This window comes from Porphyromonas sp. HMSC077F02, from assembly GCF_001815465.1.
Lineage (GTDB): Bacteria > Bacteroidota > Bacteroidia > Bacteroidales > Porphyromonadaceae > Porphyromonas_A > Porphyromonas_A somerae.
Genome location: NZ_KV820689.1, coordinates 15,891 through 30,726 on the forward strand (window position 1 = coordinate 15,891; position 14,836 = coordinate 30,726).

Below are 14,836 nucleotides of genomic sequence, written 5' to 3' on the forward strand. Positions count from 1 at the left end.
CTATTTAAGAGGGACCTCTGCCGAGGTCCTTACCTATTAAAATCAGACAATTGCCCCCACAGTGTCTACTTTTTCAGGAATAGAGGAGACAGAGTGTCTACACTTTCAGGAATGCGATGATATACCTTCCGCATATTCCGCATATGGTGCGGAATACATTCCGTATGCGTGCGGAACGCATTCCGTAGCCCTGCGGAATCCATTCCGCACGCATACGGAATATGAGGTTGATGCAAGAAGGACATCACTGACCTGCATAGAAGGCTTTGGCCTCAGCCTCATGCTTAGCTCTTTCCGCTGTACCCACAGCACCAAATTCAGCATCAAGTACAGCATCATAATCCACAATCTTGTGGTTGTTATTTTCCAGTCTCGCGTTCTCTTTTGTCTTCATAATACTGTTCCTTAATTCTTAATGCCTTAGTTACCTCTCCATAGGGCTCCTTCAAAGATACCAAACTCTAACTTAATGCGAACAAAACGCCACCAAAGCTTGTTTGTTGGTGGTATTATTACTACCTTTGCCATACGGTTAATATCGACCGTAACAAGAGAGGCCTTAGTATGACTTTTAAAGAGTTAGAAAAGGAATTACTCAAAGCAGGGTACACTCTCAAGCGCACTAAAGGAAGTCACTTTGTATACTCAAAACAAGGGGCACGACCTGAGATAATTCCGAACCATGGATCGAAAGACCTAGGAGAGGGATTAGTAAAAAGCGTGTTAAAGAGGATTAAGCGAGAGTAATTAATGGGTGGTAGACCGTACCACTGCCACCCACCTCTCTTTATACGACGTGGAATGTTATGAATACAGTACAAGCTACTATCACCTGGTCCGAAGGAAAATACTTTGTCTATACAGACTCAGAGATAGGTATTTCAACCATGGGACGTACCATCGCAGAAGCTAAAGAGGCATTTCAAAACTTTCTAGAAGAATACAAAGAGGAGTGTATTGAAGACAACGCAGAAGTTCCAAAAGAACTACAAGGAAATTACACGACTACATACACATTAGACACCTCGGCTCTTTTACAGCAAGTACCAATAACACTCAAGGCATTGGCAGATGCGAGTGGGATCAATCAACGTCAACTATCGGCTTATAAAAACGGAATAAAATCGCCCCGAAAAGAGACACAAGCCAAGATTATCAACGGTATCAGAAGCATTGGTGACACGCTATCTAAAGTCACGCTATAAAAGTCATACTGTAGGTGACCTCTCTTGTTTTTACATTAAGCCCTAGGTTTCTAGGGCTTAATTATTTTTACATCATCTAATCTCCAGATCCGTCGTGCTCCAAAAACACAGGGGTTACGCATTAGAAAGTTCTTACCGTATACTTTTTAACAGGGTGTCTATAAGTAAGGACCTCTGCCGAGGTCCTTACGCCATTATCCTCAACAGCTTGAATATGATCATTCGCACAATAGTCTTTTCTAAAGTGTAACACGTGCTCCAAAAACACTCTTTTCCCTTACAAATACCCGAAAATTGGTATATTTACACTTGTATATTATCAAAGGGGATAATTTACAGACATTGCAGAGACTATTAAAGCATGAATATAAAGACTATACGGGGGCTCCTTTTCCTACTACTGCTCGTTGCCAATTGGCCACTAGCGGCACAGGATATGCCATCGAGGAAAACGAGTGTCGCCAATCGATTATTTGATCGTGCTCTACAGGTGAATGGGCCAGACCTTCAACCCTCCCCACTATTCAATCACCTTTGGATGGCGTATCAAGTTGATAGCACCCAGCCCGAAATACTAGATGGGTTGGCGGAGCTTTTATTGCAGCACGCCAATGACGAGCGAGGGCTAGATCTGCTAGAGAAGAGCTACCAATACTCTGGCTTCGACTACCAGACGGGCAGGAAGCTTCTAGATTTCTCAGAGAAGTTTGGGGATTGGGAGTGCACCGAAAGGGTCTCGAAAAAGCTACTTGAGCTACGACCCAATGACCGAGAGGTCCGCCTCCAACTCGCCAATACCTATGCCAACTCCAACCAGCTAGAGAAAGCCCTCAACGCCATCAGAGGTAGTGACGGAGCCGAACAGGATATCGTATCTATTATCAACGAAAGCAGGCTACTAATAGCCCTCGGACGGCTTGAGGAGGCGGAGCAAATACTACTAAAGCGCTTAGAGGAAAAGCCCAATGAGCCTATGACCACGCTCCTCCTAGTCACGATCTATGAGAAGCGGGGAGAAGACGATAAGATCATCGAGCAACTTCAAAAGGCACAAAAGCTAGACCCTGAGAACGAAGCCCTCTCCAACATCACCACCTCATTCAATGCCATGAAAGGCAATAATGAAGCGGTGAAGGCGGAGATCTTACGAGTGGCTCAGCTAGAGGGCAGCGACCCAATTAGGGTTCAATCGCTCCTCAATACGGCTCGTAGCAATAGCAAAGACCTCACAAAGCTACTCCCCACGCTCATCGAGACCGAGCTAGAGCTACAGCAGATCTACAGTGAAGAGGATCGCTTTGCACTAGCCGCGGCCAATGACCACCTACTCCTCTCTGATACGCTCCAAGCAGAGAAGATATTCTCACAGCTGGTGCAAAAGGGCACCGAGCTACCTTCGCCCTACTACTACTTTGTGGAGAAGTATGCCAATGCAGAGGATGTGGAACAACTCGACCAAGTCACTACTCAAGGACTAAAGTCCATTCCCCACGATGGCATACTCAATCTGTACTCCGCATTGGTGGCACTAAATAAAGAGGATAGCATCACCTTTAATAAAAGAGTAGACCACGCTATTGAGGTGGTTGAGGAGGGCGACCCAATGTATGGACAGATAGCGCTCATAAAGGCAGATTTGATACAAGATGATGATTGGACAACAGCCACCCAATTCTATGAAAAAGCTGTGGCAGCAGGCATCCCAACCGCATACAATAACTACGCCTACGGGATGACTAAGCACGGCACTCCCGAGGACCTCAATAGGGCTGAGGAAATGGCACGAAAAGCAGTGCAGTATGACAGCGACAACGGCTCTTTCCTCGACACCTACGCATGGATCCTCTACCTCAAAAAGGCCTATCCACTTGCCAAGATATATATGGAGCGTGCCATCAGCAAGGAAGAAGAGCCCGACCCTCTCTACTACGAGCACTACTCCGACATCCTATTCGCGCTAGGGGAGTACGAAGAGGCTCTACAGGCACTCCGCAAGGCACTCGAAGCGGGAGGCGACGTACCAACAATCGAAAAGAAAATTGAAAACATCGTCCACGAACGGGACCAAAAGAGCATAGAGAAAGATGAAACAAAGGAATAACCATCTCTCCACCACCACCCTACTCCTCTGCTGGTCGCTCCTACTACTCCTCTCCAGTTGTGGTACTTCTCGCAAGGCGATTCAGCAGATAGCAGGCCATTACCCCCACCTTACTAAGTCGCAGTTTATAGAGCTCTATAGCCAAAAGCAAGAGTACCCCTCCATTGCCGCCCGTGGTAGGGTTTCGCTGAATATTGATCTTCCCGAGAAACAGATCCAGCTGAACGGCATCGGCATACGGTGGTACCAAGCTCCAGGCAAAGGCTTCGAACTATCCATCCGCCCGATAGGTTTTATGGAGGCAGGGCGATTGACCGTTGCCGACGATACCGTACTGGCACTCGACCGCCTCAATAAGTACTACCTCCTTCAGGAGGAAGCCCATCGAAAACTCTCTAGCTATCTGCCGATCCCAGGCATCGACCCCATGATTTTACAGGCAGTGATTGAGAATAAGCCTTTCAACTTCGTGGAGATCGGGGCTACTGCGCTCCGCCGGATGGAGATGAAACAAACCGAGGAGGGTTACCTCTTCTCTAGCCAGCTTCGTCCTGGTGGCAATCAGATCAAACTACTCTTTGACACCGCACTCAACCTCTACACGGCCACCATAACCGTGCCAGGGGAAGGAGAGCTACAAGCCACCTACGACCGCTTTACCCATCTCCGCATGGGAGGAGAGATACGGCCACTTCCCACCCTTATGCAGTTAGAGTTTAGAGGAGGTCCAGAGCGGTATGGGCTCATACGTTTCGACCTACAAGATATGGAGGAGGGCAAGGCACGCACATGGGAGACCACTCCACCCGCTCAGTATCAGAGGATCTCCCTACAGGATATTTATAAGATCATCCAATCACTATGATGAGTTTGAATAGAGCTGGCCAACTATTGTTTCGCTGTATGGTAGCTTTACTCCTAGTAGGGCTACTCCCAGGCTACGCCACTGCGCAGCAAAAGTCCAAGGAGGTACAAAAGCTAGAGGCCCGACGCAAGCAGATACAGGCTGAGATAGCACGTGTGGATAAAGCACTACAGCAAACCGCCTCTTCTGCCAAGGAGCAGTTACAGCAGCTCGCTCTCCTTGATGGGCAGATCAAGGACCGCCAAGAGCTGATCACCACTCTTGAGGCAGAGGTACAGGAGACCGACCAACAACTTTTTGCATTAGAGCAGGAGCTCAACCGCCTACAGGCGCAGTTCGATAAGCGTCAGGAGGCCTACGTGAAGTCGCTCCGAGCACTCCAGCGAGGCAGCAACGTGAAGGACCAGCTCCTATTTATCCTCTCCGCCAAAGACTTTGCACAAGGAATGCGGAGGGCGATGTATCTGCGAGAGTATGCCACCTGGCAGAGGAAAGAGGGGGAGAAGCTCAAGGAGCTACGACAAGAGATCGACGCTCAGAGAGCAGAGCTAGAGCAGAGCCGACAGCAGAAGGCACTCCTCCTACAAAGTCGAGAAGAGGAGCAACGCAAGCTGGAGCAAGATAAGCAAAAGGTGCAAACCAAGGTGAAAGCTCTCAAAGGCGAGGAGAAGAAGCTACGGCAAGAGCTAGCCAAGCAACGCCGACAGGCCCAAGCCCTCAATAGGCAAATCGAAGCACAGATCGCTAAGGAGATACGAGAGGCGGAGGAGGCAAGGCGAAAAGCTGAAGCAGCAAAGCAAAAAGGTAAGTCGACCACCACAACGCAAAGGCGTGCTAAGACCAAAGGGGGATACGCTATGACGGAGGCGGAGACGAAGCTCTCTGCGAAGTTTGAAGACAATCGTGGTCGTCTCCCAATGCCCATCACTGGTGGCGGGCGCATCGTAGGTCACTATGGTGTACAGCAGTATGCCCGATTGAAGCATGTGCAGATCGATAATAATGGCATCGACATCCAAGGAGCCCCTGGTGCCAAGGCAAGAGCGGTCTTTGATGGCGAGGTGACCTCTATCTTTGTGGTAGAGGGCTTCAATACCAACGTGATCGTGCGTCACGGTAATTACCTCACCGTCTACAGCAACCTCACTGAGGTCTATGTCTCTAAGGGGTCCAAGGTCAAGACGGGGCAGGAGATCGGTAAGATCTACTCCGACCCAGAGCTAGGCGGTGCAACCAAACTGCACTTCCAAGTGTGGAAAGAACGAACCAAACTCAATCCAGAGCAGTGGATAAGACGATGAAGATATACCACCATATAGAGGAGATGAAGGCATCGGGGAAGCCCATTGTTGCCACCATAGGACTATTCGATGGGCTACACAAAGGGCATCAGCACCTCATCAAAGCCACTCAGGAGATGGCACACCGTCTCTCCGCAGAGAGCTTAGTGGTCACGATGGACAAGCACCCATTAGCCCTCCTTAGGCCCGACCTTCCTCGCCCACACACCCTCTGCTCAATGGATCAGAAGGAGCGATTGATTGCCCAGCTAGGGGTGGACCATCTACTGATCCTCCCTTTCACCAAAGAGCTGGCAGCCCTCTCCGCCACACAGTTCGCCCAACCCCTCATAGAGCGAGGAGTGATCGGCATGAAGCTCGGCTACGACAATCGCTTCGGCCGAAAGGAGACACCCGCCCTCACCACTCCCCAATTCGATGAAAGACTTAGCCAGCTAGGGCTACAGATAGAGCGCGTCACCCCCTTTCAGATGGGCGATGCCGTGGTCAGCTCCTCGCGCATCAGAGAAGCGATTGCCCACAACGACCTCTCCACCGCTGAGGCACTCCTCGGACGGCCGTTCAGCATCACCGGTCGGGTGAAAGCAGGCCGACAGATAGGCCGTACCATAGGATTCCCCACCGCCAATCTGATCCCCTACGACCCCTCCCTCACCCTTCCCGAAGAGGGTGTCTACATCTCCGAGGTGCGGCATGGAGATCGCATCTACCCCGCCATGTCGTACTACGGCTCCACCCCCACCATCACCCCCGAAGGCATCCCGCTTAATAGGATAGAGGCCTACCTCCTCGACTTCCAAGGCGACCTTTATGACAATGAAATCGAAGTCGCCTTCAGAGCTTTCATCCGAGCAGACCAAAAGTTTGCCTCCCTCCAGGAGTTACAGGCCCAACTCCAAAAGGACCTCACCACCACCCGCACCTTCTTCACCCACCACCCCCTCACCCTTTAATGAAATAATGCTATGAGCGAAAAGAAGATAGATATCAAGAAGGCGATACAGAGCAAATACAAAGGCTATCTCCCAGGGTTTCTCTACCGCTGGCTACAGCGATTGATCCACGAGAAGGAGCTCAATCAGATGATGGAGCTACAGCACGAGGTGGGGGGCGTCTCAATGGGGTATAAGATTATGGACTACCTTGGCATCACCTGCGACATCATCGGTGCGGAGCGACTTCCTAAGCCCGAGGAGCGCACCCTCTTCGTTAGCAATCACCCCCTTGGAGGCGCCGACGGGATTATCTACGCCGCCCTACTTGGTGGGCACTATGGTGGGCAACTCAAGATTATGGTCAACGACGTCCTCATGTACGTCTACCAATTCCGAGACACCTTCCTCCCCATTAATAAATATGGTCAGCAGGCACGCCAATCGATCAAACTGATCAATGAAGCCCTTGAGAGCGACCAACAGATACTCACCTTTCCCGCTGGTCTCTGTAGCCGTATGAATAGCGAAGGCAAGGTACACGATACCGAGTGGCTCCCCAGCTTTGTCCGCATGGCAGCACAGCACCAGCGACAGGTCGTACCCCTCTACTTTGAGGGCGAAAATAGCCCACGTTTCTACAAATGGGCGAAGCGAAGAGCCAAGAGTGGTTGGAAGTTCAATGCCGAACTGATTCTACTTCCCAGTGAATTGATCCGTGCCAAGGGGAAGCACTTCCGCATCTACGTAGGCGACCCTATCCCCTACCAAGAACTACCCTCACCCAAAGAGGCAACAGAATTTGCCCGCCAACTAAGGGACAGCCTCTACAACTTTCCACAAAAATACACCGAATAACACATAGACATCCGCATGGGACAGGCTATAATCATATCACCAATAGACCCTCGAATCATTCGTAGCGAGCTACACGAGCAGCTGATGCTACGCAAAACAAATAGAGCTAAAAACGAACTCTATACTTTCCACGCCAACGAAGCCCCCAATACCATGCTCGAGATAGGCCGACTAAGAGAAGAGGCCTTTAGGGCAGGCGGAGGTGGCACTGGCAAAGCAGCCGATATCGATGAGCTGGACCTCCGACCTGATGGCTACCAGCAGCTCGTTGTCTGGGACCCCGAGGCACAAAAGATCCTCGGCGGGTACCGATACATCCTCTGCAAAAACGCCATAGAGAAGCAGCCCGATGGCACCTACGAGACACATCTATCGAGTGGAGAGATCTTCCAATTCGACCCTCTATTTATTAAGGAGTATCTCCCCAAGACCATAGAGCTAGGGCGTAGCTTCGTCACGGTGGAGAACCAAAACACCTCCCTGGATGGCAATAAAAAGAGTCGACTTCCTCGCTCCATCTTTACCCTCGACAACCTTTGGGACGGCCTCGGAGCCCTTATGCTGATCCACGACGATTGCCAATACTTTTTTGGCAAAGTCACCATGTATCAGAGCTACAATACCAAGGCACGCGACCTCATCTACTACTACCTCGATACCTACTTTACCCCAAAGGTTCCACTCGTCACCAGCAAATACCCCATCCAGTACGAGACACCCATCGACCAACTACAGCAAATCATCACGGGTCACGACCACAAGAAGGACTACAAGAACATGAGCCAAGCGATCCGAGAGATGGGCACCACGATCCCCCCTCTCGTCAATACTTATATAGGTCTCTCCGAGGCACTGATGGTATTTGGCTCCAGCTACAACCCCTTCTTCGGCGACGTCCTCGAGACCGCCATCATGATACCGATGGAGGAGATCACACCCGAGAAAAAGAAGCGACACATCAATAGCTTTCTCCGTGATGCCCCTCGCACCCTCTCTGGGCGTGTGCTACAGCGGATTAAGCAACGGCTTCGCAAACTCAACCACCACGATGAGCCTACCCCTGAGGAGCCAAAACAAGGACTTCTACCCCACTTATAACCGACAGCGGACATTAAATACACATTATATATAATATGACTATCAATCAAATTCAAGACGAAATCATTGCCGACTTTTCACTCCTCGACGATTGGATGGATCGCTACGAGATGATTATAGAGATGGGTAATGAACTAGACCCTATGCCCGAAAGTGAGAAAACACCACAGCACCTTATCGAAGGGTGCCAAAGCAGAGTATGGATCTCAGGAGAGCTAGATGCCGATAACCGATTACAGTTACAGGCCGATAGCGATGCCGTCATCGTCAAAGGCATCATCGCCATGCTCCTAAAAGTACTTAGCGGACAAACCCCGGCCGACATTCTCCATGCCGACCTCTACTTCATCGACAAGATAGGCCTCAAAGAGCACCTCTCCCCTACACGCTCCAATGGTCTCCTCAGCATGGTCCGCCACATCAAGCTCCTCGCCTCCACCCTTCAGTAACCCTCCCCCAGCACCCCATCACCCAATAGGACCTCCGCAGAGGAGGTCCTATTTGTCGTAGCCCCCGCGTCGGAGGGGCGTCCGACCTGTCCGCCTCGTCTGACCTGTCCGATTAGGTACCCCCCACCGATTAGGCACCTTGCCACCTTCACCCCCACCCCTCCCCATCATTTTCTTAACCTATTTTTTGGCAATCTCGAAAAATTAATATACCTTTGGCTTGTAAGAGCTCTATTTGAGATGTTTTCGCACTGAAACCCACCCTAAATAGAGAGAGATAATAAAAATCAGACACATAAATAGAGATAAACACACACAACCCTAGAGAAAACCAGAAATAGCTCAAGTGTGAGCGAAGAAATAAATATTAACGAGAGCAATACAAAACAATTAACAAACAAGTAAATGGTATGAAAAGTAAGATTTTAATGCTTATCTCCCTTTGCCTCCTGACAATAGGTTCGGCATTAGGACAGACCATCACCGTCAAAGGTATCGTCACTGACGAGCGTGGAGACGGAGTCATCGGCGCAACCGTAAGACTTAAATCCGACGCAACAGTAGGAACCATGACCGGAATGGATGGCGATTTTACCCTAAAAGCTAAGCAAGGCGAGCTAATTATCGTCAGCTATGTAGGCTACAAAACACAAGAGGTAGCTGCAGCACCAAACCTCAACATCAAGCTAGTGCCCGACACTGAGCTCCTCGACGACGTGGTAGTTATCGGTTACGGAACCCGTAAGGTAGCGAATACCTCTGCCTCTGTTGTGAAAATTAACTCCAAAGAGCTCCAAGCCAAGCCAACAGCAAACATTATGGATGCTGTACAAGGTAAGGTTGCTGGTGTAAAGGTACTCACCTCATCAGGAGAGCCAAGTGAAAGAGCGTCAATCAACTTCCATGGTAAAGGGTCTCTAGGATCTGATACCACGCCTCTCTATATTCTTGATGGGGTTCCTGTAAGCGATGGGCTTATCCAATCATTGAACCCAAATGACTTTGAGAGCATGCAATTCCTTAAGGATGCTGCTGCAACATCTATTTATGGTGCTCGTGCTGCAAATGGTGTAATCTATATTACCACAAAAAGAGGAGTTGCTAGAGAAAGAGCTCAAATTTCAGTTCGTACTCAGTATGGAATCTCCGATTTGGCTAACCCAGGCTACTACAAGAAGTTGATGAATACCAATGAGCTCTTTAGTTTCTGGGAAGAGTCAGGGATTAAGTCTAAAGACGAAGTGGCCGACCTTCGTAAAACTTATGGTAATAACAATACCGAATGGTGGAAGTACTACTACCAATCTGCTCCTTCATTTCAGTCTGATATAAACGTATCTGGTGGAGCTGGTCGCACCAACTACTACTTCTCAGCAGGATATCTTTCTCAGAAGGGTATCAGAGCAGGGTCTTCTTACGATAAGATCAATATGAGGCTCAACTTGAATAGCTCTCTAAATGATTATATCAAGATGGGCATCAACTCAAGTGTCAGCTATGACAAAGCGAGAATTAGTCCGAAATCTTACGCCTCAAAAGAGACCTATGTATCATTAGCAACTCTTATCAATCCGCCTTACATCACCCCTTATAAAGAGGATGGTAGCGAATATTTTGATGAGCCTATTCCTGGACTTGGTGCATACAATCCAAAGTACCACATGACAAAGGATATTCCATTTGACAAGACGTTGTACATGAACGTTGTGGGCAACATCACGATAACTCCTTTTAAAAACTTCCAACTTCGATCTATGGTTGGTGTTGAGGTAGCAGATTACACTCGTGACCGCCTACGCCTTCCATCATGGAAAAAGCTTGCTGGCAATGGTACAAATTCAAAGCAATTCTCAAGGGACGTTCTATTCTCAACAAACAACGTGGCTGAATACAAATTCTCTGTAGCTGATGACCACCATTTTATTACCCTTGCAGGACACGAGTACATTAACTCAAAGTATAACTTCTTTAGTGCTTTAGGTAGTGGGATCAATGATGATCGTCTCACAGAGCTACAATTTGCTACTAAAGATAAGACAATCGAGTCTAAGACTAAAGAGTATGCATTCCTCTCTTTCTTTGGACAGTTCTCATATGACTATCAAGAAAAATACTTCCTTGACTTAGTTCTAAGAAACGACGCATCATCAAGATTCTCAGAAAAACATCGCAACGCAATGTTTTGGTCTGCTGGACTATTATGGAAAGCAAAAAAAGAAGATTTCTTGGCGAATGTTGATTGGCTTAATAGCTTAGACTTTAAAGCCTCCTATGGTACACAAGGTAATGCCAACATTGGTAACTACGAAAGCTATGCAACTGTAGGGGACGGTGGAAAGTATATGAACAATCCAGGCTGGAAAATTGCCAAAGCTGGTAATGACGAACTTACATGGGAGTCCCAAGATAAGTTGACAGTTGGTGTAGCAGCCACACTATTTGACAGACTTAGCATCGACTTTGAATTCTACAATCGTCTAACTCGCAACATGTTGATGGACGTTCCACAGCCATATACTTCTGGACTTAAGCTAGATGATATGGACTTTGCATCTATCAAGCAGAATGTGGGTTCATACCAAAATAGAGGTGTTGACATTAAGATCACTGGGGATATCGTACGAGGTAAAGATTATGGAGTTTCTGGCTACTTCAACTTTAACTACAACGCTGATAAGATTGTAAAGCTATTCCAAGGCCGTGATGAGTGGATACTTCCAGGTTATGGGTTTGGTTATGTTGTAGGTCAGCCTGTTAACTTTATGTACCCTATATTTAAGGATATAGATCCAAAAACGGGGGATCCAAGATGGTATCTTCCAAAGTTGGATAAGGATGGAAATCCAATTAAGGGTATCAACAACATGAATGACAACGAAGTTACATCTGATTTCGATGAAAGCTTCCTAGAGCAGAATACTGGAAAGCATAGATATCCACCAATTACTGGAGGCTTTGGTTTTTCAGCAAACTGGAGAGGTTTGTCTCTTGATGCAGATTTCGCATTTGTATTAGGGAAGTGGATGATAGCTAACGAGACTTATTTCACAAAGAACCCTGTGGCGTTTGCAGGAATGAACACAGAAAAGGATTCACGTAATTACTGGAAACAGGAAGGTGATAATGCAAGATATCCTTCAATGAAGTATCAGCTTGCAACAGGAACAGCAACAAAATTCGACAGCAGTCTCCTCTCTGACGCCTCTTTTATGAGACTTAAGAACCTCACAATTGGGTATACATTCCAAAAGAAGCTATTAGAGAAGCAGAATGTCATTACTGGCCTGAAGGTATACGGCACAGCCCGTAACCTACTGACTTTTACAAAGTTTGAAGGTATTGACCCAGAGGTAGATTCTAACCTTTCATTCCATACCAACCCAAATACGCGCCAATTTGTATTGGGTCTAGAAGTAAGCTTTTAACTAGTTAAATAGATTATTAATATGAAAAGAATATATCTTATGACCTTGGTCGCTAGCATTTTAGGGGTTTCCCTAGGTTCTTGCGATTTAAAGAGGACACCTACTGATGCGATTCCAACAGATGAATCTCTTCAAACTGTTGTTGACTTGAGCAGGTGGGAAACAGGAGCTACCGTTGCACTTAGGTCAATGCAACAAGATATTTATGTTGTTACGCAAGATCTTCAAGCTGATCAAATCGTTGCTACATCAATTCAAGCTAATCACTATGCGGGTAGCCTAGCTTGGGACGCACTGACAACCTCTGATTATAATCGAAGAGATGTATACATTAAGTATTATCAGACAATTGCTAATGTCAATAAGGCTCTTAATGAGGCCAAAGGGTTGACTGTTCCTGACAAAGATAAAGATAGATATGATCAACTTATTGGACGTCTACATTTTATCAGAGCATATTGTTACGCGAATCTTGCTGTAAGATATGGTATACCATACAAAGCAGAGTCTGCAAAGACAGATCTATGTGTGCCATTATTACTTAAATATGAGCCTCAAGGAACGCCTGAAAGAGCAACTAATGAGGCTATCTATGACCAGATCTTAAATAAAGACCTTGCTGAAGCTCGAAAGCTTCTAGCAAAGACAGCTGGCAAGCCAATGGCAACAGATGTTACCAAAGATGCCGTTGAGGCACTTGATGCTCGGGTAAGACTTTATATGAGCGATTGGGCTGGTGCATTATCCACAGCTAAAAAGCTGATTGATGCTGGAACATATCCTTTGGTTGAACCAAAAGCAGAGAACTTTACTTCAATGTGGGTTAACGACAACTCCAAGGAGGAAATACTTCAGCTGTCAGTATCAAGACCAGATGAAACAGTCTATCTAGAGCCATACTTTGGTGCATCAACAGATAAAAAAAGGTCTGATGGGACTGAAGGCGTTAATGCACCAGATTACTTGCCTACACAGCAGACACTAGATCTCTACGATGATAGTGACCTTAGAAAGGCAGTCTACTTTGACAAGCAAGAGTGTAACCTTAAAGACAAGTTCTACCAATTCTACCTCATAGCGAAGCATAAGGGAAATCCTGAATTTGCAGAAAACACTAATAAGAAGTTTACATACTGGGGTGGGTATTTGCCTAATACAATGCACAAGCCAAAGGTGTTCCGTATTGCTGAAATGTATCTGATTGCATCAGAGGCAGCCTACAAGACGAACGATGAAGGAGCTGCCAAGAAGTACCTTAATGCATTGAGAAAGTCTCGTGGCCTTGATGATGTAACGTCTAGTGGCGACGCACTTTACAATGACATTAAAGACGAGCGTACTCGCGAGCTAGCTTTTGAGGGCTTTAGACTTTGGGACCTTCGTCGCTGGAACATGCCAGTTAAGAGAGGTGCTATTGAAGTTAATGGTGGTTATGATCACTTGAGACCTGGTGTATACAATGTTGAATACAAAGCTGGTGACTTCCGCTTCTTATGGCCTATCCCAGCTAATGACATTAACACCAATAAGAACCTAGTTCAAAACCCAGGTTGGAACTAATCCTCACGGATATCCTTAAGAACTAATTAATAGATTTGTGGCGTGACCTAGGTCACGCCACAATTTTTATCTTCACCCAACTTGAACGTAAAATAACTCAATAAGAATAAGTGAAAATGAAACCAAGATATTACAAATACAGAAGTCTTAAAGACCTTGAACGGTTTCTCGATATTATCTTAAATAAGCGGTTATACGGAGCAGTTTACACTGAATTAAATGACCCAATGGAAGGAAAATTCAACAAAACTAATATTCCCAAAAAGGATTTAAATGGAATCTATGAAGAACTAAGACGCACGAGAATATGCTCTCTCATGAGAAAAGAAGACTCAAACTTTCCAGATGACTTTTTAATGTGGTCCCACTATGCCGACGGACACAGAGGCTGCTGTATAGAATTGGAACTAACTGGGAGCTACAATCAATCTTGGACAGTGAACGATGTAACGTATATGCACCAACTACCTATAATTGCGAACCCTCCTCACCAAAGGATTGCAAAAATAATAACCACTAAAGCAGATCTATGGAAAAATGAAAAAGAGACTAGAGCATACCGAACATACGATCCAGGAAAAGTCAATACTCTTAGTCCCTACTATCATATCAAGCTCAATTCTGTATACCTTGGGAAGAAATTAAATAAGAAGGAACGCGATTTCTACCATCAAATAATAAAGGCCATTGATTCTAACATTCAAATATATAGAATAATAGATAATCAAAGTGCTGTTATATTTCCATCCCTTGGATGCTCTCTTATTGGCTAGATATCTTCTGACTTCCCCAATTTCTTCTGCATTGCGTGCCTTGACTGAGGGCTAGAATCCGTCAAACATCCTCGCGGAGGTTCTTGACGAAGGTTCTTAATCAGATCCATCGAGTGGCCGAGTGGAGGGAGAGTTAGAGGGCTGGAGAGGGTTATCAAGAGGTAACTCTCCCAAAACGGGCGTGTAAGGAGTCCCCAAGAAGCACCCGACAGGGTGCCATTCAGATAGCCCCTGCGTCGGAGGGGGCAAACGCCCCCGAACGACCAGCG

General features: G+C 46.9%; 13 protein-coding genes. 12 read left to right on the plus strand and 1 reads right to left on the minus strand.

The features are described 5' to 3' along the window. Positions 1-244 precede the first annotated feature (244 nt). Entirely contained in the window at positions 245-394 is a 150-nt protein-coding gene (locus HMPREF3027_RS08700; protein WP_210400697.1) for a hypothetical protein, read from the minus strand. 170 nt (positions 395-564) lie between these two features. On the opposite strand from HMPREF3027_RS08700, the gene HMPREF3027_RS09890 reads away from it, so the two are divergent. From HMPREF3027_RS09890 to HMPREF3027_RS08755, 12 genes are all read left to right on the plus strand, one after another. Continuing rightward, a complete protein-coding gene (locus HMPREF3027_RS09890; protein ID WP_083317574.1) occupies positions 565-747 on the plus strand; it encodes a type II toxin-antitoxin system HicA family toxin in 183 nt (60 codons plus the stop codon). Between the two features lie 59 nt (positions 748-806). After that, positions 807-1,205 (plus strand): type II toxin-antitoxin system HicB family antitoxin, encoded by a 399-nt coding sequence (locus HMPREF3027_RS08705; protein ID WP_070708194.1) that lies wholly within the window; start codon positions 807-809, stop codon positions 1,203-1,205. Between the two features lie 361 nt (positions 1,206-1,566). Then, on the plus strand, positions 1,567-3,306 hold the full coding sequence (locus HMPREF3027_RS08710; protein WP_070708196.1) for a tetratricopeptide repeat protein: 1,740 nt from the start codon (positions 1,567-1,569) through the stop codon (positions 3,304-3,306). After that, a complete protein-coding gene (locus HMPREF3027_RS08715; protein ID WP_070708198.1) occupies positions 3,290-4,171 on the plus strand; it encodes a DUF4292 domain-containing protein in 882 nt (293 codons plus the stop codon). Before HMPREF3027_RS08710 ends, HMPREF3027_RS08715 begins: the two co-directional genes overlap by 17 nt. Then, positions 4,168-5,472, plus strand: coding sequence for a murein hydrolase activator EnvC family protein (locus tag HMPREF3027_RS08720; protein WP_083317575.1), 1,305 nt, complete (start codon positions 4,168-4,170; stop codon positions 5,470-5,472). The genes HMPREF3027_RS08715 and HMPREF3027_RS08720 overlap by 4 nt, the downstream gene beginning before the upstream one ends. Continuing rightward, positions 5,469-6,425 (plus strand): riboflavin biosynthesis protein RibF, encoded by a 957-nt coding sequence (gene ribF, locus HMPREF3027_RS08725; RefSeq protein ID WP_070708199.1) that lies wholly within the window; start codon positions 5,469-5,471, stop codon positions 6,423-6,425. Before HMPREF3027_RS08720 ends, ribF begins: the two co-directional genes overlap by 4 nt. A gap of 12 nt (positions 6,426-6,437) precedes the next feature. Beyond that, positions 6,438-7,262 (plus strand): 1-acyl-sn-glycerol-3-phosphate acyltransferase, encoded by an 825-nt coding sequence (locus HMPREF3027_RS08730; protein ID WP_070708201.1) that lies wholly within the window; start codon positions 6,438-6,440, stop codon positions 7,260-7,262. 15 nt (positions 7,263-7,277) lie between these two features. Beyond that, the gene (locus HMPREF3027_RS08735; RefSeq protein ID WP_070708203.1) at positions 7,278-8,360 is read left to right on the plus strand and encodes a glycine N(alpha)-acyltransferase GlsB; all 1,083 of its coding nucleotides are present in this window, start codon (positions 7,278-7,280) and stop codon (positions 8,358-8,360) included. Between the two features lie 35 nt (positions 8,361-8,395). Then, on the plus strand, positions 8,396-8,809 hold the full coding sequence (locus tag HMPREF3027_RS08740) for a SufE family protein (protein ID WP_018028694.1): 414 nt from the start codon (positions 8,396-8,398) through the stop codon (positions 8,807-8,809). A gap of 410 nt (positions 8,810-9,219) precedes the next feature. Further along, positions 9,220-12,234, plus strand: coding sequence for a SusC/RagA family TonB-linked outer membrane protein (locus HMPREF3027_RS08745; protein ID WP_070708204.1), 3,015 nt, complete (start codon positions 9,220-9,222; stop codon positions 12,232-12,234). A 21-nt stretch (positions 12,235-12,255) separates the two neighbouring features. Further along, the gene (locus HMPREF3027_RS08750; RefSeq protein WP_070708206.1) at positions 12,256-13,794 is read left to right on the plus strand and encodes a RagB/SusD family nutrient uptake outer membrane protein; all 1,539 of its coding nucleotides are present in this window, start codon (positions 12,256-12,258) and stop codon (positions 13,792-13,794) included. Positions 13,795-13,910: 116 nt separating this feature from the next. After that, positions 13,911-14,567 (plus strand): DUF2971 domain-containing protein, encoded by a 657-nt coding sequence (locus HMPREF3027_RS08755; protein WP_070708207.1) that lies wholly within the window; start codon positions 13,911-13,913, stop codon positions 14,565-14,567. Positions 14,568-14,836 lie beyond the last annotated feature (269 nt).